Source organism: Marivirga sp., assembly GCF_051117495.1.
Taxonomy (GTDB): domain Bacteria; phylum Bacteroidota; class Bacteroidia; order Cytophagales; family Cyclobacteriaceae; genus Marivirga.
In genome coordinates, this window is sequence record NZ_JBNPEF010000004.1 from 24021 (window position 1) to 45824 (window position 21804).

Below are 21804 nucleotides of genomic sequence, written 5' to 3' on the forward strand. Positions count from 1 at the left end.
ACCACCAATTTTAAAGAAAAACAATAATAAAAATTCAGATTCTACCATCATAACCGACCATATACATCTTTTTTGAAAAAATATTGACCCCATTTTAAAAAAAATTGTGTGAGAAAATTAGGAGTAAGTACAACTACAAAAATCAATACAATAATGAAAAAATTAAACCTGAACAATCTAACCATTTATTTACTTGCACTTATCGTTTTAGCAAGCTCTTGCAGTACGGCAAAAGTAACTTTCACAGAAGTTTATAAAACTGAACTGGAAGACAAACAAAACGGCAATGGCCATTTCAATGAAAGAAGTCAAAAATTTGTTGGGGTATCGGAAAACAATTTTTTGAATGGCGCTAGAAAATTCACTATAATTGATACCAAGGAAGGAAACATTCTATATAGTAAAAACGCAAAGGACTTTGGAGAAAATGTTTCTGCAATGCCTGCTTACCATATTGATTTCAATCAGAATGTCATCATTTTCCACTCAAAGTTCCTTACCTACCGAACACTTACGGCAGTTGATTTAAATACAGGAAAAGAGCTGTGGGCCAAATCTAACAAGGACACCCCATTTGAAACTCTAGAGACCGATTTTGCCATCAACTGGTTTGGAGGTTATCCTTTAATTGAAGACGGGGTATTTAAGATTTATAATATTTTAACAGGTAATGTTATCTGGGAACTATCAGCCTCAGATGGAATAGACATTGTAAAAGCATTTGAAAAAGGGAATTCAAATTGGGAATATTTGTTTGATTCCAATCAGTTGTTACTTACTGTGGATAACAAACTGGCCTCAGTTGATGCCAAGAAAGGTGCGGTACAATGGATATTGGAAGGAGAATTTGGTAATTTAAATGAGTCGGATCTATTTTTTGAAAGAGGAAGAGCATTATTTTATGGGCCTCAGGGAGATGGCGCGGCCGAAGTTATTGGAAAAGAATTAATGAGAAGTAGCAATACAGTGGGTAGAATAGCCGGCAGGGCCATAAGAGCCTCCAATTCAGGAATACAGGACAATCCTTTATATTACATTGATATAGAAAACGGAAAATTACTTTGGGAAACTACCTTTAAAACATCCGGGCAAACCTACCCATTATTTTATGAGGATATTTTAATTCTTTCCGATCTCATGACTTATGCACTGGATGAAAAGACGGGTGAAGTTTTATGGCAAACAGTTAGCGAAGAAAGGTTAGATAATGAGGAAAACCGAAGATTGGTTTCAGAATTCACTCCATTTCAACTGGATGCTTCTAACAGAGTAGCTAATGACAATGTGATAGTGGATGATAATATATTCGTAGTTCATTCCACCATATTTGACGAAGGTGGTGATAAGGAAGCGGTATCCATAAAAAGACTCAACATCAGAACCGGTGAAGAAATTTGGCAGTCAGAGCCTGAGAGAATCAAAATCACCAATTTTTTCTTTAAACATGGAAGACTTTTTGTTCAAACATGGAATAGAACCATGTATGAAGATGGGGAAATGAGAGCATTAGATCCTGGAAGTGGAGAAATGTTATATGAAATAAAAGCTAATTCAACCATTAAGAAGCCTTTTATGACGGATCACCACATTCATTTCACTGATTTGGCGCTTCGGTTACAAAGTTATGACATCAATACAGGGAAAAAAGTAAATATCGAAACACCTTTACCGCAAACATTATCTTTAGAATATGCCGATAACTTTTTACTAGGCAGGTTTGGCTCAAGCTTTGGCACTAAATCATTGATTGCTTTTGTAAACCCGAAAACTTTTCAAGTTGAAAGACAAGTGGAACTAGCATTCAGTCCTGCCAATAAAATGGTGAAAGGTGGCTACCTATTTTTATATAGCGATTCATATTCAAAAAAATCCTTAATAGCTATTGATTTCGATCAATTGAAAACAAGAGGATCATTTCAATTTAGTGCTGCTGCAACTACCACCAAAAATGGTCAACAAGTAGATGGTTTGCCTGATGTTCACTATTTCATCAGTGAAGATGGAGAAAATATCTATTTAACAGAAAACAAATCCTTCTATAAATATAAACTTTCAGAATAGTGCTTTTAAGTCTGACAGTTTTCAAATTAAGCTGTCAGACTTTTCATCAACTTCAATACATAAATTCCCGAATAGAAGAGGCTAGGATATCAGCATTCACCTTTTCAATGGGATGTGGGCAATGGGGAAAAACCTGAAATTCACCTTTCGAGAGCGATTTATAAAAAGCAATCGTTTCCTCAAAACTCACCATGTGGTCTTGATCTCCCAGCGATAATCGAATAGGCAAATCGATTGCATGAATATTTTCTGTAGTCAATATTGGGTTTTGACCTAAATCCCTCATCATTTCCGCAGTTTGGCGACAAAGGCTCATCCAATTTTTCCCATGTAAATTTTCCAGATGCTGGGCAAATTGCGGTACTTTTTCTTGAATCTTGTCAGGATTCAGCATTTTAGTTTCCTTTTCTGCTTGTTCAGGTTTCCAATCCAACTTAGTGCCTAAGGTCATGATTTTCTTAAAAAATTCAGGTTTTTCCAATGCCAATGAAAGCGCTATATATCCTCCCATGCTAAAGCCAAATACATTAGCAGAGTGGATATCCTCTTTTTCTAAAATGGTCTCAAAATCCTCCGTCAAATCCTGCATACTAAAGCTTTTGGCATCATTTGATCTGTTTCCATGCCAATTCAAATCGGGAACAATCAGATTGAAATTTTGGGACAAATGAGAGATTAAAGCTTCAAATGATTGGGAGCTTCCCAAAGCACCGTGTAAAAGAATAAGGTTTGGTTTGTGCATTTTCTGTATTTTTTTGAATTAAAAAATCGATTAGAAGGTTTCACCCGTCAGTTCGAATTTAAATAATCAGCTAATAATGTCACCCCTACTGGGGCTTAAGTGCAATTTTTATTTACAAATTTACCATAATTTGACCCCAAATGGGGCCAAAAAATTCTAATTATGCCTTTTCCCATCTTGATAATTTATCATTGATTAAATCTGAACTAGGATATATACTTATTTTCAGAAATTAACAATTTACCTATCAAATAGAAAAAGCTTTGCTCAAGTCCAGTATGGACGGCATTATGGTAATTTCACGATAATCAAACAGTAAAAGCCCCTTTAGGGGTGACATTATTTCCCCAATAGTTCAAGCGTCCGCTTGGACTGTGTGCTTACTATCCCTTTCACACTTATAATTAGCACTTAAATACATATTCAATTCATCAAAGCTTTTGAAAATCAAATGTCTGACATAAAAATGTACGACATTCCATATATTCAATACTATAAATAACCCGCCAACCAGTAAGCTGAATAGCCCATCCATTCTTTGAACAATATATTCCACTTCAGTAAAGCATCAACTGATGGTAAGAACATAGAAGGATTGATCATTTCATCATTGGTCAAAAAGACTGTTGGATATGACTGAATTTTATAACCTTCCTTTTCAAAACAACCCGCTGCTCTGCGCATATGAGAAGCACTGGTAATCAACAAAATTTTATTTTGTTTGCCAATAAAGTCATTGGCAAAACGGGCACTTTCTACTGTGTTTCTCGACTGATCTTCAATTAGGATTTTGTCCACAGGAAAGTTAATGGATTCCAGATATGAATAAATGACCCGAGATTCTTGCAAGTCCTTCCTTAAAGCGGTGGCGCCTCCACCGGAAATGTACAAAGTATCGAAAATTCCTTGCTCAAACAGCATCATGGATTGTAAAAGACGATCAGCATTTTGATTAAAATATACTCTATCTTTAGGTTCTTTGAGGGTATTGGTCATACCGGTTAAAAGTACACCATAAGTAAATTTTTGAGCTTTAATTTCATCAAGATTGGCGGGTTCAGTTTGCCAAGTTTTTAAAAAAGAATTGGCTAAAAAATCATTGCTGAAAATAAGGAATAGTGCAAAACCTAAAATGGCTAAATATTTTCGGAATTTCCATTTCCTAAATATGAAAAATGCCAACCATGCCAAACCTATTAGAGTAGCCGGCATCAGTAAATAACTTATGGTTTTGGAGAGGATGAAGAACATGAATAAAAATTAATCCAATTAACTTTTATAAATCCCTTTATACTGATCTTGCTTTACTGTACAATTGATCCAACCTTCATCTAAATCAGCGCCAATGGCTTTATAGAATTCAATAGAAGGTTCATTCCAATCCAACACTTGCCAAGTACATAATCTGCAATTTTGATCATCAGCTTCTTTCAAAATGGCATTTAATAGTTTCCTACCGTAGCCCTTTCCTCTCTCCGATTCAGTTACGATCAAATCTTCTAAATATAAGACTTTCCCATTCCAAGTAGAATAGCGGAAATAATAAAGAGCAATGCCTACAATCTCTTTTTCGGTTTCTGCCACAAATAGGCCGTAAGCTGGGTTATCACCAAAACCATCTCTGATTAGCTCCTCAACATCTACCACAACAGCATCAGGTTCACGTTCGTAAACTGCTAGCTCTTGGATTAATTCTAAAGTTCTTGGAATATCTTTCTCGGTTGCTTTTCTAATTGTTACGCTCATAGGTTAAAATTAACCGCAAAGAGGATAAGGCGCAAAGAAAAAAGAGAATTAAATTGACAGTTGACAATAATCAGTTGACAAAAGTCTTAAATCTCAAATAGAATATCAAAAAAATATTATATCCGGAAAGAAATCAGTATTTTTAATTAAGTAGAACTCAGCATTAGAAGACGTTTTAATATAAAAATATTATTGATGAGCACGCATGAAGAATTTCAAAAGAAGATAAATAAGAGCCTAAATCAGATGGACACAAAAATCTCATTTTTAAATGAGGGTGTAAAAGGACTGGGAGAGGCTTTTAAAGAATTTGAAGCTGACATAACTGAGTTTATGGCTTTTTCTGCTGAAAACTATGCAGATCATGAAAAAAGAATAAAAGAATTAGAGAAGAAAATCTGATTCTAATTTGAAACAAATTACAAATCCTTTAATACAAAAGCTCGAGATTGGAATCTCGAGTCTTTGAAGCCTTTTCTGATTATTCAGCCAATTCCATAGCCTTCTTAGATTTCCTGTATAGAAAGTTATTGAAGATGTTTCTTTTGGCAAAACGATAAGGTTTATCAGAATTTAATAGTTTTGAGTAAACGTTTTTATTCACCCCAAAATATTCATAAGTAGTTCCATCCAAAAAGGTAACTTCTAACAATAATCCCTTATGTCTGAAATCCAGAATATTGGATTCAGTGATGGTTTTAGTGTATTCCGCTAGATTAGCTTCTTTCGTTTCAGGAGCTATACTGATGAGGAAATGATAACCGTCAATAATCTGCTGACTTTTTATTTCTGCTTCTTCTGCTTTAGTATCTCCAGCTTGAAATTTATCAGGATGCCATTCCTTTACTAGATTTCTGTAGGTTGATTTTAACTGTTTCAGGTCGATTGGGCCTTCTACACTAAATAACTTTTTGTATTCTTTAATACGCTTCATAAGGGTGTTTTCACAATTGGAGCGCAAAGGTAGTTAATAAATACTCATAAATAGCTAATGGTGAAATATATAGATTTTAAAACTGCCCTTTTATTAAAGAAAAAAGACTCCGAATAACCATAAATTTGGAGATCGGAGTCTTTTCAAGACTATATAAAAATTCTACTTACTGGCTGTAAAAAATTACATTTCCTCATCCATTGGGATTAGGCTCATATTATACCAAGCAAAAGCGTACTTATCCGCTATGCCATCTATAATTTTATCGGTTGGTTTTCCAGCTCCATGTCCAGCATTGGTTTCAATTCTGATTAAAACCGGACTTTCACCGGCATGCTTTTCCTGCAATTCGGCTGCAAATTTAAATGAATGAGCGGGCACTACCCTATCATCATGATCAGCTGTGGTGACCATGGTGGCCGGATATTTCACACCTTCTTTCACATTATGTACAGGGGAATAGCCTTTTAGATATTCAAACATCTCTTTGCTGTCTTCTGAAGTTCCGTAATCATAAGCCCATCCGGCTCCTGCTGTGAAAGTATGATATCTTAACATATCCATTACCCCAACAGCTGGGAAAGCAACTTGCATCAAGTCAGGTCGCTGCGTCATGGTGGCCCCCACTAGCAAACCTCCATTAGATCCACCTGAAATAGCCAATTTATCTGAACTGGTATAGCCTTCTTCAATTAAATATTCTGCAGCCGCAATAAAGTCATCAAATACATTTTGCTTTTGCATTTTAGTGCCGGCTTTATGCCATTCTTCTCCATATTCTCCGCCTCCTCTTAAGTTGGGTTGTGCGTAAATACCACCATTTTCTAACCAAACCAACCGGGCAACACTAAAACTTGGACGCAAACTCACATTAAATCCGCCATAAGCATAAAGCTCCGTAGGATTTTTACCATTTTTCTCCATTCCTTTTTTATAGGTAATGAACATTGGGATTTTAGTGCCGTCCTTGCTTTCGTAAAATACTTGCTCGGTTTCGTAATCTTCTGGATTGAAATCTATTTCTGGTTTCCAATCCAAATCAGAAGTTCCTTTATCAATATCATATTCAAAAATGGCTGAAGGATAAGTGAAGGATGTAAAGCTGTAATATAGTTTTTCATCTTCCTTTTCAGCGCCAAAACCACCGGCAGAACCAATGCCCGGTAATTCCACCTGACGAACTTTATTGCCTTCATAATCAAATTGATGGATTTCGGTCTTTACATCTACCATATAATTGGCAAAAATATAGCCTCCGGCTGTGCTTACATTCAATACATTTTCCGTTTCCGGGATAACATCTTTATAATTTTCAGTTGAAGGATTATTCGCATACACCTCTACCAATCTTTTATTAGGCGCATTCAGATTGGTTTCAATCAGTAATCTATCACCATCATTATCCAAAACTGAGTGTTCGCTCTCAAAACCTTCGGCAATCGGAACAATTGGATTACTCCAATCCGATAAATCCTTCACATATAATTCATTTCCGCTTGTACTCACAGAGGCAGAAATAAAGAGGAATTTTTCATCATCACTTACATATCCGCCAATGTAGCGTCTTGGGGTATCGCTTCCGCCAAATATCAATTCATCTTCAGATTGAGGTGTGTTGAGTTTGTGATAATATAGTTTATGTTCCTGAGTTTTAGCTGAAAGCTCACTTCCTTCTGGTTTGTCATAACTGCTGTAGAAAAAACCTTCATTTCCTTTCCATGAAACACCACTAAATTTCACATTGCGAATAGTATCTTCCACTATAGATTTATCTTCGGTATTCATGACGATTACTTTTCTCCAATCAGAACCGCCTTCGGAAATAGAATAAGCCAAAAGACTTCCATCTTTGGTAAAAGAAGTGCCTGCCAATGAAGTGGTAGCATCTTCAGAAAAGGTATTGGGATCTAAGAAAACTTCCTCTTTACCATCTAAGCCTTTTTTACGATACACTACCCATTGATTCTGCAAACCATCATTTTTGTAAGTGTAATAATAATCACCATGCTTTCTAGGAGCACTTTCCTTGGCATAATTCCAAAGTTTAGTTAAGCGGTCTTCTATTTTATCACGGAAAGGAATATTATTCAAATAGCCGAAAGTGACTTCATTTTGGGCCTTTACCCATTCTGCCGTTTGCTTGGAACGGTCGTCTTCCAGCCAACGGTATGGATCTGGAACTTCGGTACCAAAATAAGTATCCACAGTATCCACTTTAGCTGTTTCAGGATAATCCTTTATCTCCATTTTCTGATTTTTTTCACCACTATTGCAAGCTAAGAATACCAAAGCAAGTGGAAAAACCCATATTTTGTTCATGATTTTAGCGTTAAAATTTTAACTAAAATAAGGGCTTTTTAGGAGAAAAGCATGTGATTTATATAGGCGGTTTTAATTAAGGCTTATAAGGCTTCTTTAAATTTAACTAAAGTGATCATATCCTCATTTTTTGATTTTGGAATGAAATAAAGAGAATCATTGAATACCAAATATTTGAAAACTGATATTTGGTTATAAATAGAATCTGGAAGTTCAATTTTTTTACATTCGCTGAAATCATCATTGTATTTAAGCACCATAAATTTCCGATAAATTGTACTGTTGGCTTTTTGCTGATTATTCCAAAGTTCTTGGGGGAAGACAAAAAAGCGGTAATGGGTATTTTGCTCGGGCACTGAAATGATTTGGGAATAATAGCCTGAGGTCCTCATTTTATCAGTCTCATCATAATCGGCTTCAAAGTATTTGAACAAATCCTCATCTGCTTGATTGAAATCAGTTTGAATTTGCTGGAAATCCTCTTCAACCACATCAAATAATAGAATATCCTCAGTATTGCGGAAGGATATATTGAGCTTTCCTTCATGCAAGTCATTAAGGTTTAGGAAATTATCCCTGAATATGTCGGCATCCGCTTGATAAGGTAAGGGAAAAAAGGATATTTCCTCCGATTCAATATTGAATTTCGCCAGACTGATCTGATGATTTTCAGAATTTAAGGTGGTAAAAAACACATAATCCGTAGTGCCAAGAAAACTAAACCCATAATTGAAAACTTGCAACTTTTGGCCCTCAGGAAGGAAATCATACAATTTGAAGAACTTTATGATTTTATTTGATTTTAAAATCGCCAAATCTCCTAAAGGACTCATCAGGAATACTAAACCATCATTTTTCCTCATTTCAGAGTGAAAAAAGGAATACTTTTCGGTCAAATTATCTAAATCATATTTTCGACCGCCCCCATTGATATTTACCGAATCAACTACGCCATGAATTCTGTCCAAACCTAAAAAAGATTCCTTATCATGTTGAACCATGGTATTATAAGCTCCTAATAAACCTTCAACATTAAGGTGAATGCTGTCCATTTCAAATTGAGGCTTTGAGGTTTGAGTCTCATCTTTCTGCTGAGGTTGGCTACAGGATATAAAAAAGATTGTTAATGTATTAATCAGTAAATATTTTTTCATCTAAGTATAATTTGTGATTTAGCCCAGCTAAGAGCATTAATTGAGACTTCTAAAGGTATAATTTTCTTTAAAGAATATACTTTTTATTCAGCCCCATAACTACTAAAAACCAATCCCAAACCATTATGCTCTTGAATATAGTTTTGAAACTCCTCGGGAAATTGCTCTTGGTTTACATCATTTTCCATAATATCGATTTCCACATAAGAAACCAACAAGGAATCATTCCAATTGTACACCGGAAATTCCATCAAGGAGTGATCTAATCCATTGGGCTTAAATAGCTTCTGCTTTGATTTCTGATTTTCAATATCAATTAATAAGATTCCTTTTCTTCCTCCTTCATAGATATGCCCAAGCAAAATATTTTTGAATAAAATTGGTGGTTGGGAAAAATATAAGAAATCAGCATTTGATTGCTTTTCTATTAGAATGCTATAATCATTTTTCAATTCATTTGGCACTGTATTATTGCCAAAATCAATATTAACAGATTGGATTAATTCCCCATTTGAATTGAATAAAAAAATGGAATCACTGACTGGCTTATGGTAAAGAATTTCTTCGCCTGCTTCATTTAAAATATTAAAATCTCCTTTCAGATCCTTAAATTGGTCAGGATAATTGAAGAATTTTTGCAGTACATTAAATTCAAAATCAGTTTTTATCAATTTGGTTTTCGGGCTGGCTTCCCCTGAAGAAGGAACCAAAGAAAATAAATAACCATCTTCCAAAAGCTTAAAAGCTGCCGCTCTAAATTCAGTACTTTTCGATTCGTTAAAATTACCTGATTTGTTATAAATATGAATTTTCTGCTGTTGACGATCCAAAATCTGAACATCCCCATTGTCATCCACTTCAAAATCAGTCAGTTTTTGATATTCTCCCGGAGCATCACCAATTGCACCGTAGGCTCGAATAAAGTTACCCTCAATATCAAATGCAAAAACTTTTTTCTTGACAAATGCATCCATAACATAAATGGTGCTATCATGGATGATCAACTTATCAATATCAGCAAAATAAGACTCTGGAATTACTTCTAAAGCCACATATTTTTTGACTTTAAATTGAGGGTCTAATAATTCGGTTCCTTTTAAATTGATTTGTCTATGAGTGGAGTTCCCTAATTCCGATTCATTTTGCTTTTCGGAATTTTGGGGTTTTGAACAGCTATATAGAAATATAAAGAGTAAGGGAATAAAAAATAAGTATATTTTTCTCATAATTCGCCAAATATCATTTAAGTAAAAAGAAACAGTTTATCAACTCCATAAATTATTAAAACAATCACCTTTCATTTGTTTGCATATAGTTTATTTATTTTCAATTTCGTTTATTTGACTTAAAACCCAATCAGGTAATGGAATAACATTAGAAAACTCCCAATAGCTATTTGCATAAGTCTTCTCTGATTTAGAAAGCTTTGCGGGGGATAATGCAAAGGCCGATTGAAATTCCTTATCGGGATTCAAATCATCTATTTTCTGATAATTCATTATAATCTCTTCCGAGTAATTTCCTCTTATTTTTCTATGATAAGAATTTGACAAATACCATTTATCTCCCTCTATCACATAATTTATTTGATAATAATCTGAATGATCTAAAACATTTCGAACTAGAGCTTTTGTACTTTTATCAATCAATAAGTATCCCTTTTTGTAATAGGTATCCTTATCAGTCGAATAGCTTATTTTATAAGTTTCTCGACCATTATATAAAAATACATCTTCCAGATTATATTTGTATCGTTTATTTTTTCGATGATGTAAATAGTCTTCCAAATATTTAAAGACATTATCTGATTGCTTCGAAACAAGCTTTATAAAACGATAATCATCTAAAGAATTTTTGCCAGAATTAGATAGAGCAGTTAACCTTGACTGATCGATAGAAAATTTTGAATTGCTATTTTTATTATGTTGAATGAATCCCTGATGCTCTTCAATTAAATTTAGCATACTATCGTTTTGGTAATTTATTGCTCTAAAAAAGAATTGGTAAATGTTTTCCTCATTATAATGATTGTCTTCTAAATTATCAAAAACACTTTCAATTATCTTACTTACTTCCAAAGGGCTTACTGTTATTTCTTTGAGCGTAATGGATTTAGCTTGTAAATTGATAACTAAGTTATTTCTAAAAATTACCTCTTGAGGTTGGTAGTTAATATGAGATACAATAAGTGTATCGCTGAGAAAATTTTTAGACATGAGAAATTTACCATCATTATTGGTAATACTTCCAACATTCATTTTATTTTTCACTACAATATGAGCTCCAACTATGGTTTTTTTAGATTCTGAATCAAATACGACACCATTTATGCTCTGTGAAGTAGCCATATATGGTGTTGTTAACAAGAAAAAAACAATAATTAAAACCGTCAATAAATATTTCATTTGATAAGTTTTAGTTTAAACTATTATTTTCTTTAAGCTAAAAATCAAAATCCCTTAACCTCACACTTCACAATCACTAGATTATCTCCATCTTTAAAATTTTCAATTTTTGATAGTAGTGTTTTGTTCAGATCACTTTTTGATGAGTTTTTAATAAGAGATTTCTCCATATTTTCATTTTGCGCTTCTATGCTTAGGATAAAATAAACATCATTACCATTCATTGCTATGGGTCTATGCTGATAGCCGATTTTTTCTTTGGCTTTCAATCCGAAAACATCATTACTGATCTTATCAAAAACAGCTAATTTTCCTGTTTTAGTATTGGTATAGAGGTGAAAATCCTTTTCCTTTTTTCTTACCGAAGCAAACAGTAGATCTTTTTCCCATAGAAAATTCCCTAGCCCATAGGCATATCCACTTTTCGACATGGCCTGGCTAAATTCTCTAACATCCTGATAAGAATTTTCAAACAATTCGGCCGGAATGTTATCTTGACCAAAATCAAGATATAAAGAATCTTTAACCGCATCTTCACCCAATTCATAAACGTTTTGATTGTAAACCTGATAGAAACTGGCTGGATTCTTGGAGAAATTTCTCGGCTCTATAAAAAGCATAAATCCTGCCTTTTGCTCATCAAAAGGAATATAGCTGGACTTTACCTTTCCTTCAATTTTATTCCAAATTTGCATTTGATAACCTGACTTTCCACCATAGAAATTTCCCCCGTAAAGGAAATAATCTTCCCCATTTAAGCTTAAGAAACTGCCAATATTATGGAATTTTTCATTTTGATAAACTGATAGCAATTCACCTTGCAAATTATAGGTTAAGATTTTCCCAGCTTGGCCATCTAACAACTCAATCTGCCCTTTATGGTTAATGAAGAAATCACTTAGCTTTTGATATTGATTAGGTCCTTCACCTTTTGCTGATATCGCTACCTCCGCTCCCGTTTTCATATCCTTTACTAGGAGGTAATCTAAACCCCAACCGCAATGCAGTACCAGTTTATCGTTAACTACACTTGATTTTATTAGATGATCTACTACCAAACTATCAGAAAAATAAATGACATCTTTCAACTTAAAATGATCGCTTACTTTTAAGGTTTGGGCTTGGTCTAAGTCGATTGTGATTGTTTCCTCTTGTGATTTTTCTTTACTCTTATTGTTTGTACAAGAAATAAGAAATACACTAAAAATTGATAAAAATAAAACGCTACTCGCTAATTTCATAAAGGGTTTTAATCTGGGTTGAATATATTTCTACTTCAGTAATTTCTTTAATTCTTGATCCTCCACTTTCAACAATCCTACTTTAGGCAATCTTTTCGTCAATTCCCTCCAATTCGCATCTTGCTTATAAATTTTTTGAAGCATTTTTACTGCCTGATCTATTTTTCCGTCATTTGCCAAAGTAATGGCTGTCCAATATTGCATTTCAAGGTTTTCCGGGAACATTTCCATGGCCGCATTATACTCATTCATGGCCTCTTGCATTTTTCCCTTTTCCACAAAATAATCGCCTTGGTTCATATGCTCATAAGCTCTATAAACTTTCACTAATCGATTCAATTCTTGGACTGGTTTTTGATGATCATCTACTCTTAAATCCAATACTCTATCATTCCATGGTTCATCCGAAGCTTCGGCTTTTACCACCAAAAGTGCTGCGGATTGCTTTCCTCTGATATCTCCGCCCTGAGCCTGAGCGGCTTCCAATACTTTGACCATTCTCTCTGCCAAAGGCAAATCGCTATATTTTTTCCAAGCTTCTTCCATGGCAGGAACCACGGTATCCTTCAGCATCATATTGGCCTGCACTGAAAAGTTATCGCCATTGGCATGTCCTGCTTCGTCTATACATTTCACTCCTGTATGTGTGGCTACTCTTCCTTTTGCATCCAAAATGGCCACTTGACGAAAGGCTTTTCCTTCATCATTATTCAACAAACTATCTAAAGCTTCTTGAGGACTTAAACCTGCTTTTAGCATAGCTAATCCTCTTAAACCAAATGATTTGTTAGTGAAAGATTGAGTTGCCACTACTCCAACTCCAGCTTCACCCCAGGAAACGGCTGTTCCAACGCTGAACCAATGACTTTGCACCGCCACTGCCATTTCGCCTGTTTCTGCATCTCTGGCTACTATAGAATAAGTATGTGCTAAAGGATCATTGGGTCTATTTAACTGACTAAATGCTTCAATACTGAAAGCAATGCATAGGATTATTAGGTATAGATTTTTCATAACAATGTAAATTAGGAATTGATATTAGTTTATGCTCTTTAAGAAATTTGACAAAATAAGATTATACCCTTCTTGGTTATCATGCAAAGTTGAATGCCCCGCTCCTTCCACCACTTTGAAAGTGGCATTAGGTGTTAAGGTACTGAAATACTCAACCGTTTTAGGTCTAGCTTCATCATATTCACCAGTCACAAATAATGTTGGGACTTCAATTTTGCTTAGACTTTCCGTTCTGTCAAAATCTTTCAGGGTTCCAGTACATCTAAATTCACTTGGACCCCACATGTAATTATAAATTACAGCATTACCCGAAACCTCAACAGTATCCAAGGGATGAGCATTTTTGGAAGTTCTCAACCCAAATTGACTCCAATAATAAGCATCTGCCTTTTGGTAGTCTTCGGTATTATATTCTCCAGTTTCATTAGCCTCATTAATGATTGCTTGCATATCATCAGGTAAGCTTTTGATCAAAGTATCGGCATCCGCTTCCCATCTCGGGGTACTGATCAACGGACTGCTTAAAATCATACCCTTAATCCCTTCAGGATATTGAAGGTAATATTCTACAGCAAGTGCACCGCCCCAAGAGTGGCCCAATAAGTAAAAATCATCCAAATCCAATGAGTCTTTTAATGCTTTTACTTGCTGCACGAAATGATCCACCGTCATTAAAGTAGTATCCGTATGATAGTCTGATCTTCCTCCTCCCAATTGGTCAAATAAAATCACTTTTCTATCCTTATTTTGAGGACTCAATTGATAAAAATATCGATGTGTTCCGCCTGGGCCTCCATGTAAAGTTAAGATAGGAGTATTTTCTCCCTCTCCCATTACCTTATACCAAATCTCTCCTCCTTCAACTTGAATTTTACCTTCATGAGCCGCAAGTTGATTTTTGGTTTCTTGGGATTGACAACTAAATAATAAAATTAAAGATAGGGCAACGATTATTGTCTTTTTCATCTGTGGATTTGTAAAATGAATCTTCAAATTAGGTAATTATTTTGAAAAATTTAAACATTAATTCTGAAGCATAAAAAAACGCATGAAGCAATGCCCCATGCGTTTGAAAATTATGAGAATAATTTACTTTATTTCACAATAAAGTTGGCACTAACAGCTTCTTTAGCTGTATTGGCTTTTAAGATGTACATCCCTTTTTCCAAAGTGCTCACATCAATTGTATTGATTTCTTTTCCAGTATTGATCGATCTTACAAGCGCACCATTGCTGCTGTAAATCTGAATACCTTTAGAAGCATCAATGTTTCTGATATTCACATTCAGTTTATCTTGTGCTGGATTAGGGTACAAGCTATAGTTTACGATATTATCTTCATTACCCAAAGTTTCTCCATCTAAGTCATTGTTCATCGTCACCATACTGGAAGTACTATTGGTAATGTTGACCGTATAATCCTCAACTTCTCCATAAGCAAAAGCTTCGCAAGGGGTTGCCTGTGAATTATACTTCATAGTTACCCTCATTCTAGTTGGACCTGTTAAGGCTGTAGAAGGAATATTCAATGTAGCACTAAGTAAACTACTACTACTTGAAGAACCATTTACTAATCTCTCACCCGAACTGAATGTTCCATCTTGGTTTAAATCAATCCAGATACTCCAGTATTCAGTATAACTACTTCCACTAAATCCAGCTTGAACGTTCATAGTAGTAGAAGTTCCTCTTGGTAAATCAGCTGAAAGATTTGTAAAGTCAGCATAGCCGCCATTGTCTCCACTGGTATTGTCAATACTACCTAAAACAATTCTTTGAATCCACTCATAGCTAGAGTTATTTCCTTGAGAATCACAATACTCTAACTGCACTGGTGCGTCCGTGGTAAATAAGCTAGAACTTGAATAATTACTACTGCTACTAGAGCAATTGCTTCTTACTTGCCATTCATATTGCGTATCAGCGGTTAATCCAGAAACATTAACGCTATTACTTGAAGCAGCTAGTGTGCTCCAAGAGCTTGTTCCAGACACTCTGATTCTTACCGTATAGTCATTAGCGGCACTTTCGCTTGACCAAGCTAGTGTAGCTGTAGTTTCCCCAATGCTAGAAGATGATAAGCTTGAAGGAACTGTACATACTTCAGGAGTTCCTTCCGCAATATTTACTGTATAATCTTCCACTTCACCATAAGAAAATGATTCACATGGAGAAGGGATTCCGTTATACTTCATAGAAACCCTCATAGTAGTATTTCCTGAAAGTGCTCCAGAAGGAACTGTAAAGCTTCCACCTACAGGTGTATTGCTTGTAGCTGATTGCGTCCAAACTTGCTCTCCAGCATCATTAAAATCTCCATCTTGATTGTAATCAATCCATACGCTATAACCTTCATTATAAACTGTTCCAGTCCATTCCGGTGTGATAGTTATAGTGGCAGCATCCCCTATACCTAAGTCAGTAGATTGAGAAGTAAAGTCAGCATAACCAGAACTAGCAGCACCTGAAGAATTGTCAATGCTACCTAATTGTACACGTCCAATATATTCATCCGAAACATTATTTCCGTTAGAATCACAATATACTAATTGAACTTCAGTGGTAGTAAAGCTTATGCTTGAAGAATAAGCAGAAGAAGTTCCATCAGAACATTTGCTTCTTACTTGAGCTTCATACTGAGTAGTTGAGCTTAAACCTGAAAGCGTTAAAGAATTTGATGATACACTTTCAGTAGTCCAAGAAGAGGTGCCTGAAACTCTGTAACGAACGTCATAAGTCGTACCAGTAACAGCATCCCAAGTTAAATCAGCACTGTTTGAACCTACATTAGAAGCTGAGAAGCTTGTAGGAGTTGTAGCTTCACAAGCAACAGGCTCACCTGAAATACCCGTAACAACCAAAGAAAAATCCTGACTTCCACTGGCTAAAGAACCTTTATGTGTTACTGTGATGGTATAAGAACCACTAGCATTATTTATATCTACTCTCTCAAATGGATCCACATTATTGTCTCCTTTAGAATTACTGTTTACTCCTGTTAATCTCCAAGGAGAATAAGTAGTTGAATTTTTAGTTACCCTGATATCTAAATCGTTCACCAATACCGGAGTATTGTCATTAGTAGTTCCAGTATTCGCAGTTCCACCTTGATCTGTCCAAGAAATAGAAGCCAATAATGGACTAGTACCATCCGATTCAACAGTAACGGAATAAGTCTGGCCATTATTCAAAGTTAACTCTTCCACTTTGGAAATATCTCCAGCACCAGTCATGGTTTCTGCAGCTCTTTTAGCATTCATTAGACCCCAACCCCAAACAGCATCAGGACCCGTGATTCCCGAATCATCAGCAGTATGTAAAACAACACCTTTAATGGTTGCCGCTCTTGCATAATTACCAAATACATTGTTGGCATGTTCCTGTAAAATCAAAATTGAGCCTGCTACATTAGGTGAAGCCATTGAAGTACCGGTAATTGAGTTATAGGCAGTATTACTATTTTCATAAGTTGAGTAAACCCCAGTTCCGTTACCCGTAATGTCGGGCTTGATTCTGTAATCATCAGTTGGTCCCTCACTTGACGAACTGTTGATATTAACACCAATTAAGTTACCATTACTATCAATATTGGCATCTTGTGCATTAGCTACTACTAGGTTATTTTTCGCAGTAGAATGCCCAGATAATTTATCAAAAGAGCTGTTTCCATCTAATGGGCTTCCATTGTAACTATCTTGGTTTCCGTCATTACCCGCAGCAACAACCATCATATAATAAGGAGAATTATACATTAAATTATCCCAATCTCTTGATTCGTCTATATATGCACCAAAATACCAATCAGGTAATTGGTCACCTCTATAACCATAAGAGTGATTAGAAACCAACATACCATTTGAAGCAGCATTTGTAGCTTCAGATAAATCACTATTCCAATCATAACCTATAGCATTAGCATGTGGCGCCATTCCTTTTGCTGCAGCTTGAACACCAGATGCGATAATTGTTCCTGTAACGTGTGCCGCATGAAAGTTCAAGGTGCTTGACCCATCACCAACAGAAAAACGATTAGAACCACCAGCACCATCATATTCTTGGTGAGAGGCACGAGCTAAACCGCCATCCCAGACGTGGGCAGTTAAGTTGTCTCCATTTAGGTTCAAACCTAAACCACCGCCTGAGTTTAACCAGTCAGTTCTAGTGGATTTAGCCGCATCTACATTATAAGTAATATAATAGATAGGTTCACCAGTAGCGGTTACTTTTTGTAATTCAGCATATCGTCCATCTTCGAGGTACATCTTCACTTCCCAACCTTTTTGTTGAGCCATTTCGATAGCTTCTTGCTTTTCCTTTTGGGCTTTGGCTGAAAAATTTTGTTCTAATTCACTCAATACTTGCTTATTGTATTGATTGGTAATTTTGGCTCTTTGCTCAGTAGTCTGAGCGAATGCAGTACTTCCTATAAGGAAACATGCTAAAGCCAAGAGGTTTAGTTTTGTAAAAATTGTATTCATTTGATTTAGTTTTCGTGAAAAATATGTCGAGTCTTAATTCGACTTAAAAAATTTAATTATAATTATTCTAATATTTACTATTCAATTGGAAAGGTCATCTAAATTGAAAATCTTCTAAAAACATAATTTGAGGTATGATTATACTAATTGAAATACATGTAAGTACATTGAATCTATGTGATATTTTTGTTTGGTAAGTAAAGATATTTTTAATTAGCTGTTCTTTCAGATTTTTAAACATCCTAAATTAGGTTTTGGTCAATTATGCGGTTTATTATCTTCATTTAATCACAATTATAAGAATTTTATTCTGAAAAAATAAAACTAAAACAAATAAATATTTTGAAATTGAAGATTATGAATTGATACTTTAATTAAAAATAAAGCTTAAAATCAAGTTAGAAGGGAATTTAAAAGGATGTAATATATTTATTTTTTTTAAAATTTTTATCCACATGTTTTAACGGAAAAGTTATATTATAAAAACAGTAATAAAAATACACTAAACTATTTATAAATTAAACATTTCTAATAGTGTTGTGATTTAATGACATTTAAAGAACCTATCACTGACACATTTGATTTAAATTGATTATTTTCAATCATTCAAAATTTTACAACCCTATGAAAATATTTTACCCCCTAATTTTTAGCATATTTCTCTTTTGTTATGAGATCAGTGGCCAATACTACCCCAGTCAGGAGTGGGAAAGAAAATCAGCTAGTTCATTGAACATGAGCCAGCCATTATTGGACAGCGCTATCAACATAGCTAGCCAAAATGAAAACGCTGTAAATAGAGATTTGAGAATCGCCATAATTGAAGCCTTCTCCAGGGAACCTTATTTTGAAATTTTAGGTGAAACTAAAGAACGTGGCGGACCTGCCGGACTAATCATTAAAGATGGTTATATAGTTGGGGAATGGGGAGATATTAAGCATGTTGACATGACTTTTAGTGTTGCTAAAAGCTACCTCTCTACTGTGGCCGGCTTGGCATTGGATAAAAAACTGATTCACAATATTGACGACAAAGTATATGAATACGTTTGGGATGGAACTTTTGATGGCTCCCATAATAAAAAAATTACCTGGGATCATTTATTGACTCAATCCTCTGATTGGTCTGGACAACAATTTGGGCTTTACGACTGGGCCGACAGATCTCCTAGAGAGGGTGAAATTGATGATTGGAGAGCCAGAAAGTTATATGAACCCGGCACTCATTACAAATACAATGATGTAAGAGTAAATGTGTTGGCATATTCATTATTGCAAGTATGGCGAAAACCACTACCTCAAGTCTTGAAAGAGAAGATTATGGATCCAATAGGCGCCTCCACTACTTGGCGTTGGTTGGGCTATCACAATTCTTATGTGAATGTTGATGGCATAAAAGTTCAATCTGTAAGTGGTGGTGGCCATTTCGGAGGTGGAATATTCATTAACACATTAGATCATGCCCGGTTTGGATTGTTATTCTTAAGAAATGGAAAGTGGGTTGAAAAGCAATTGATTTCTAAAGATTGGGTGAAAAGCGTACAAAAATCTTCTAAGGCTAAGTCTGACTATGGTTATTTATGGTGGAACAATAGCCAAGGAAGTTGGGAAGGTGTTTCGAAAGAAGTTTACTATGCGGCAGGTTTTGGAGGAAATTATATCATTATTGATGAAGCAAATGATTTAGTGATTGTTTCTCGCTGGATTGACAATTCAAAAATAGATGATGTAGTGAGATTGGTACAAAATTCAATTAAGTGAAAAATATTTTCATATTATGGCTTTTACTGAATACCTCAGGCTTTTATGCTTCAGGCCAATCTGAATATCAGAATGGCTACATTGTTACCAATCAAAAAGATACCATTTATGGACAACTTAAAGACAGGAGTCCTGAGCCCTTTGGAAAAATATTTAATAAAGTCAAAATGAAAGGCTTTTGGATATTCAATAAAAAATATGGGCCAAAAGATATCCTTTCTTATAAAATCGGAGACCAAATGTATGAATCATTATGGTATGATAGTTACACTGAACTATTTACAGTATTCCACAGAAGTATTGCTGGGAAAGGAGAGAAAGTTTTTATGCGATTGACAGCAAACGGAAAAGTTAATTTATACTGGGACGAATACAGAGATCCTGAAAGTGGGTATGAATTAGAGATTCCATTTTTCAGGAAAGCTAATTCCACTGAAATGATTCGAGCGACTCAAGGGATCCTCGGCTTTAAGAAAAAGCACCTGGCCAATCTTTTTTCAGATTGCCCTGAACTTGTGGAAAAAATGTATGATAACTATTTTAAAATTCCAGAGGAGATGGCTGCATTCTACAATGAAGAATGCTATTAACTTTAAACAAAGTAGATTTTACCATTACATATTCAAACCAGAGAATATTCTTTTCCCTTTTACGAAAAATTGATTAATTATTGATTTCTTAAAAACTTCAGGATGATCTAAACCATTTGAAGGATTTGATTTATAATCATCTTTCATCTTTTTAAAATCACGGTGGGCTTTTAAAATAGCATTTGCATTGGCTTTTTTCCCTTTTGCCATAAATTGAATAGCCGCCAGTAGATCCAAACGCTTTCTGCGTTTTTTTATAGCCTTAAATTCTTCTATACTGAGGTTTTTAAAAAGTAATAGCCAATTATTTCTAAAATTCAGATAAGTTTTGAAAGGGCTTTCGGCTTTTAAAGTGCCACCCCCAACATGATAAACAGTGCTTTCCCCGCAATAATATATTTGATAACCATGATTTTTAGCTCGCCAGCAAAAATCAATTTCTTCCATGTGAGCAAAAAATTTATCATCCAATCCTCCTAATTCATGAAAAGCCTGAGATTTCACAAACAAACAAGCCCCAGTTGCCCAAAACACAGGAATGCTATCATCATACTGACCTTGGTCTTGTTCCAGATTTGAAAAAATCCGTCCCCTGCAAAAGGGATAACCTAAATAATCAATAAATCCACCTGCCGCACCGGCATATTCAAAATAGTCTTTGTGATGAAATGACTTAATTTTGGGCTGACAAGCCACAATTTTTTCATTTTTCTTCATCAAGCTTATGACAGGGTCAATCCAATGGGGCGTAGTTTCTACATCTGAATTGAGTAAAACATAGAAGTCCGACTTGATTTTTTTTAGAGCCTCATTATAGCCTCCAGCGTATCCTAAATTTTTGGAAATTTCAACTAATCTTAGGTCAGGATAATTTTCTTTTAAGAAATCAATTGAGTCATCAGTTGAAGCATTGTCTGCTACAATTACTTCATGTGGAATGGAATTTTGTATAACAATAGGCAGGAATTTTTCAAGATAATTCCTGCCGTTATAATTAAGTATTACTACTGCTACGCTATCAGCCATTGAACATATTGCCTAAATCCATTCCGGGGATATTTGGAAGGGCACCATCAGTAGCTTTTCTCATTTCCTCCTTTGCCAAAACATCCACCTCTTCCATAGCTTTATTTATTGCAGCTACAGTCAGGTCTTGAATCATTTCCTTATCATTTTCATTTACCAATGAATCATCTATTTCAATGCTAACTACTTGCTTTTTCCCGTTAACTTTGGCTTTCACCATTCCAGCACCGGCTTCTCCTTCTGCTGTGATGTGGACTAAATTTTCCTGAGCTTGCTTTACCTTGCCCTGAACTTCTTTAATCTGTCCCATCATTTTCATCATATCAAACATAT

The 21804-nt window shown here is 35.1% G+C and carries 18 protein-coding genes; 4 read left to right on the forward strand and 14 right to left on the reverse strand.

Annotated features, from left to right (window positions below):
- Positions 1-153: 153 nt before the first annotated feature.
- Positions 154-2061: a PQQ-binding-like beta-propeller repeat protein gene (locus ACFE0M_RS01260; protein ID WP_434543924.1), complete on the forward strand. Its 1908-nt coding sequence runs from the start codon at positions 154-156 to the stop codon at positions 2059-2061.
- Positions 2062-2113: 52 nt separating this feature from the next.
- Here the strand turns inward: ACFE0M_RS01260 and ACFE0M_RS01265 are convergent, their stop codons facing one another.
- The 3 genes from ACFE0M_RS01265 to ACFE0M_RS01275 all read right to left on the reverse strand — a co-directional run bounded on the left by ACFE0M_RS01265 (position 2114) and on the right by ACFE0M_RS01275 (position 4549).
- Entirely contained in the window at positions 2114-2803 is a 690-nt protein-coding gene (locus tag ACFE0M_RS01265) for an alpha/beta fold hydrolase (RefSeq protein WP_434543925.1), read from the reverse strand.
- 492 nt (positions 2804-3295) lie between these two features.
- Positions 3296-4054 (reverse strand): YdcF family protein, encoded by a 759-nt coding sequence (locus ACFE0M_RS01270; RefSeq protein ID WP_434543926.1) that lies wholly within the window; start codon positions 4052-4054, stop codon positions 3296-3298.
- 18 nt (positions 4055-4072) lie between these two features.
- Positions 4073-4549, reverse strand: a complete 477-nt coding sequence (locus ACFE0M_RS01275) for a GNAT family N-acetyltransferase (RefSeq protein WP_434543927.1) — start codon at positions 4547-4549, stop codon at positions 4073-4075.
- A 195-nt stretch (positions 4550-4744) separates the two neighbouring features.
- On the opposite strand from ACFE0M_RS01275, the gene ACFE0M_RS01280 reads away from it, so the two are divergent.
- A complete protein-coding gene (locus tag ACFE0M_RS01280) occupies positions 4745-4951 on the forward strand; it encodes a hypothetical protein (RefSeq protein ID WP_434543928.1) in 207 nt (68 codons plus the stop codon).
- 79 nt (positions 4952-5030) lie between these two features.
- Here the strand turns inward: ACFE0M_RS01280 and ACFE0M_RS01285 are convergent, their stop codons facing one another.
- The 9 genes from ACFE0M_RS01285 to ACFE0M_RS01325 form a co-directional block, all read right to left on the reverse strand.
- A complete protein-coding gene (locus ACFE0M_RS01285; RefSeq protein WP_434543929.1) occupies positions 5031-5483 on the reverse strand; it encodes a KTSC domain-containing protein in 453 nt (150 codons plus the stop codon).
- 183 nt (positions 5484-5666) lie between these two features.
- Entirely contained in the window at positions 5667-7802 is a 2136-nt protein-coding gene (locus ACFE0M_RS01290) for a prolyl oligopeptidase family serine peptidase (RefSeq protein WP_434543930.1), read from the reverse strand.
- A gap of 83 nt (positions 7803-7885) precedes the next feature.
- A complete protein-coding gene (locus tag ACFE0M_RS01295; RefSeq protein WP_434543931.1) occupies positions 7886-8956 on the reverse strand; it encodes a hypothetical protein in 1071 nt (356 codons plus the stop codon).
- 83 nt (positions 8957-9039) lie between these two features.
- Entirely contained in the window at positions 9040-10182 is a 1143-nt protein-coding gene (locus tag ACFE0M_RS01300) for a 6-bladed beta-propeller (protein ID WP_434543932.1), read from the reverse strand.
- Positions 10183-10272: 90 nt separating this feature from the next.
- Positions 10273-11361: a carboxypeptidase-like regulatory domain-containing protein gene (locus tag ACFE0M_RS01305; protein ID WP_434543933.1), complete on the reverse strand. Its 1089-nt coding sequence runs from the start codon at positions 11359-11361 to the stop codon at positions 10273-10275.
- A 44-nt stretch (positions 11362-11405) separates the two neighbouring features.
- Complete coding sequence (locus tag ACFE0M_RS01310) at positions 11406-12602, reverse strand: 6-bladed beta-propeller (protein ID WP_434543934.1); 1197 nt, start codon at positions 12600-12602, stop codon at positions 11406-11408.
- Positions 12603-12632: 30 nt separating this feature from the next.
- A complete protein-coding gene (locus tag ACFE0M_RS01315) occupies positions 12633-13616 on the reverse strand; it encodes a DUF1028 domain-containing protein (protein ID WP_434543935.1) in 984 nt (327 codons plus the stop codon).
- Between the two features lie 24 nt (positions 13617-13640).
- Positions 13641-14582, reverse strand: a complete 942-nt coding sequence (locus tag ACFE0M_RS01320; RefSeq protein ID WP_434543936.1) for a proline iminopeptidase-family hydrolase — start codon at positions 14580-14582, stop codon at positions 13641-13643.
- A 128-nt stretch (positions 14583-14710) separates the two neighbouring features.
- The gene (locus tag ACFE0M_RS01325) at positions 14711-18094 is read right to left on the reverse strand and encodes a GEVED domain-containing protein (protein WP_434543937.1); all 3384 of its coding nucleotides are present in this window, start codon (positions 18092-18094) and stop codon (positions 14711-14713) included.
- Between the two features lie 624 nt (positions 18095-18718).
- Here ACFE0M_RS01325 and ACFE0M_RS01330 point away from each other — a divergent pair.
- Both ACFE0M_RS01330 and ACFE0M_RS01335 read left to right on the forward strand, forming a co-directional pair.
- Positions 18719-19855: a serine hydrolase domain-containing protein gene (locus tag ACFE0M_RS01330; RefSeq protein WP_434543938.1), complete on the forward strand. Its 1137-nt coding sequence runs from the start codon at positions 18719-18721 to the stop codon at positions 19853-19855.
- Positions 19852-20445 (forward strand): hypothetical protein, encoded by a 594-nt coding sequence (locus tag ACFE0M_RS01335; RefSeq protein WP_434543939.1) that lies wholly within the window; start codon positions 19852-19854, stop codon positions 20443-20445. The genes ACFE0M_RS01330 and ACFE0M_RS01335 overlap by 4 nt, the downstream gene beginning before the upstream one ends.
- 24 nt (positions 20446-20469) lie before the next feature.
- On the opposite strand, the gene ACFE0M_RS01340 is transcribed toward ACFE0M_RS01335, so the two are convergent.
- Entirely contained in the window at positions 20470-21471 is a 1002-nt protein-coding gene (locus ACFE0M_RS01340; protein ID WP_434543940.1) for a glycosyltransferase family 2 protein, read from the reverse strand.
- Positions 21464-21802, reverse strand: coding sequence for a YbaB/EbfC family nucleoid-associated protein (locus tag ACFE0M_RS01345; RefSeq protein WP_434543941.1), 339 nt, complete (start codon positions 21800-21802; stop codon positions 21464-21466). Before ACFE0M_RS01345 ends, ACFE0M_RS01340 begins: the two co-directional genes overlap by 8 nt.
- Positions 21803-21804 lie beyond the last annotated feature (2 nt).

Bases quoted from the DNA above. Each gene is read 5' to 3' on its own strand.
- ACFE0M_RS01295 (WP_434543931.1), bottom strand. From the start codon at position 8,956: ATGAAAAAATATTTACTGATTAATACATTAACAATCTTTTTTATATCC.
- ACFE0M_RS01290 (WP_434543930.1), bottom strand. From the start codon at position 7,802: ATGAACAAAATATGGGTTTTTCCACTTGCTTTGGTATTCTTAGCTTGC.
- ACFE0M_RS01310 (WP_434543934.1), bottom strand. From the start codon at position 12,602: ATGAAATTAGCGAGTAGCGTTTTATTTTTATCAATTTTTAGTGTATTT.
- ACFE0M_RS01325 (WP_434543937.1), bottom strand. From the start codon at position 18,094: ATGAATACAATTTTTACAAAACTAAACCTCTTGGCTTTAGCATGTTTC.
- ACFE0M_RS01315 (WP_434543935.1), bottom strand. From the start codon at position 13,616: ATGAAAAATCTATACCTAATAATCCTATGCATTGCTTTCAGTATTGAA.
- ACFE0M_RS01285 (WP_434543929.1), bottom strand. From the start codon at position 5,483: ATGAAGCGTATTAAAGAATACAAAAAGTTATTTAGTGTAGAAGGCCCA.
- ACFE0M_RS01300 (WP_434543932.1), bottom strand. From the start codon at position 10,182: ATGAGAAAAATATACTTATTTTTTATTCCCTTACTCTTTATATTTCTA.
- ACFE0M_RS01330 (WP_434543938.1), top strand. From the start codon at position 18,719: ATGAAAATATTTTACCCCCTAATTTTTAGCATATTTCTCTTTTGTTAT.
- ACFE0M_RS01275 (WP_434543927.1), bottom strand. From the start codon at position 4,549: ATGAGCGTAACAATTAGAAAAGCAACCGAGAAAGATATTCCAAGAACT.
- ACFE0M_RS01265 (WP_434543925.1), bottom strand. From the start codon at position 2,803: ATGCACAAACCAAACCTTATTCTTTTACACGGTGCTTTGGGAAGCTCC.
- ACFE0M_RS01340 (WP_434543940.1), bottom strand. From the start codon at position 21,471: ATGGCTGATAGCGTAGCAGTAGTAATACTTAATTATAACGGCAGGAAT.
- ACFE0M_RS01345 (WP_434543941.1), bottom strand. From the start codon at position 21,802: ATGTTTGATATGATGAAAATGATGGGACAGATTAAAGAAGTTCAGGGC.
- ACFE0M_RS01260 (WP_434543924.1), top strand. From the start codon at position 154: ATGAAAAAATTAAACCTGAACAATCTAACCATTTATTTACTTGCACTT.
- ACFE0M_RS01320 (WP_434543936.1), bottom strand. From the start codon at position 14,582: ATGAAAAAGACAATAATCGTTGCCCTATCTTTAATTTTATTATTTAGT.
- ACFE0M_RS01305 (WP_434543933.1), bottom strand. From the start codon at position 11,361: ATGAAATATTTATTGACGGTTTTAATTATTGTTTTTTTCTTGTTAACA.
- ACFE0M_RS01270 (WP_434543926.1), bottom strand. From the start codon at position 4,054: ATGTTCTTCATCCTCTCCAAAACCATAAGTTATTTACTGATGCCGGCT.
- ACFE0M_RS01280 (WP_434543928.1), top strand. From the start codon at position 4,745: ATGAGCACGCATGAAGAATTTCAAAAGAAGATAAATAAGAGCCTAAAT.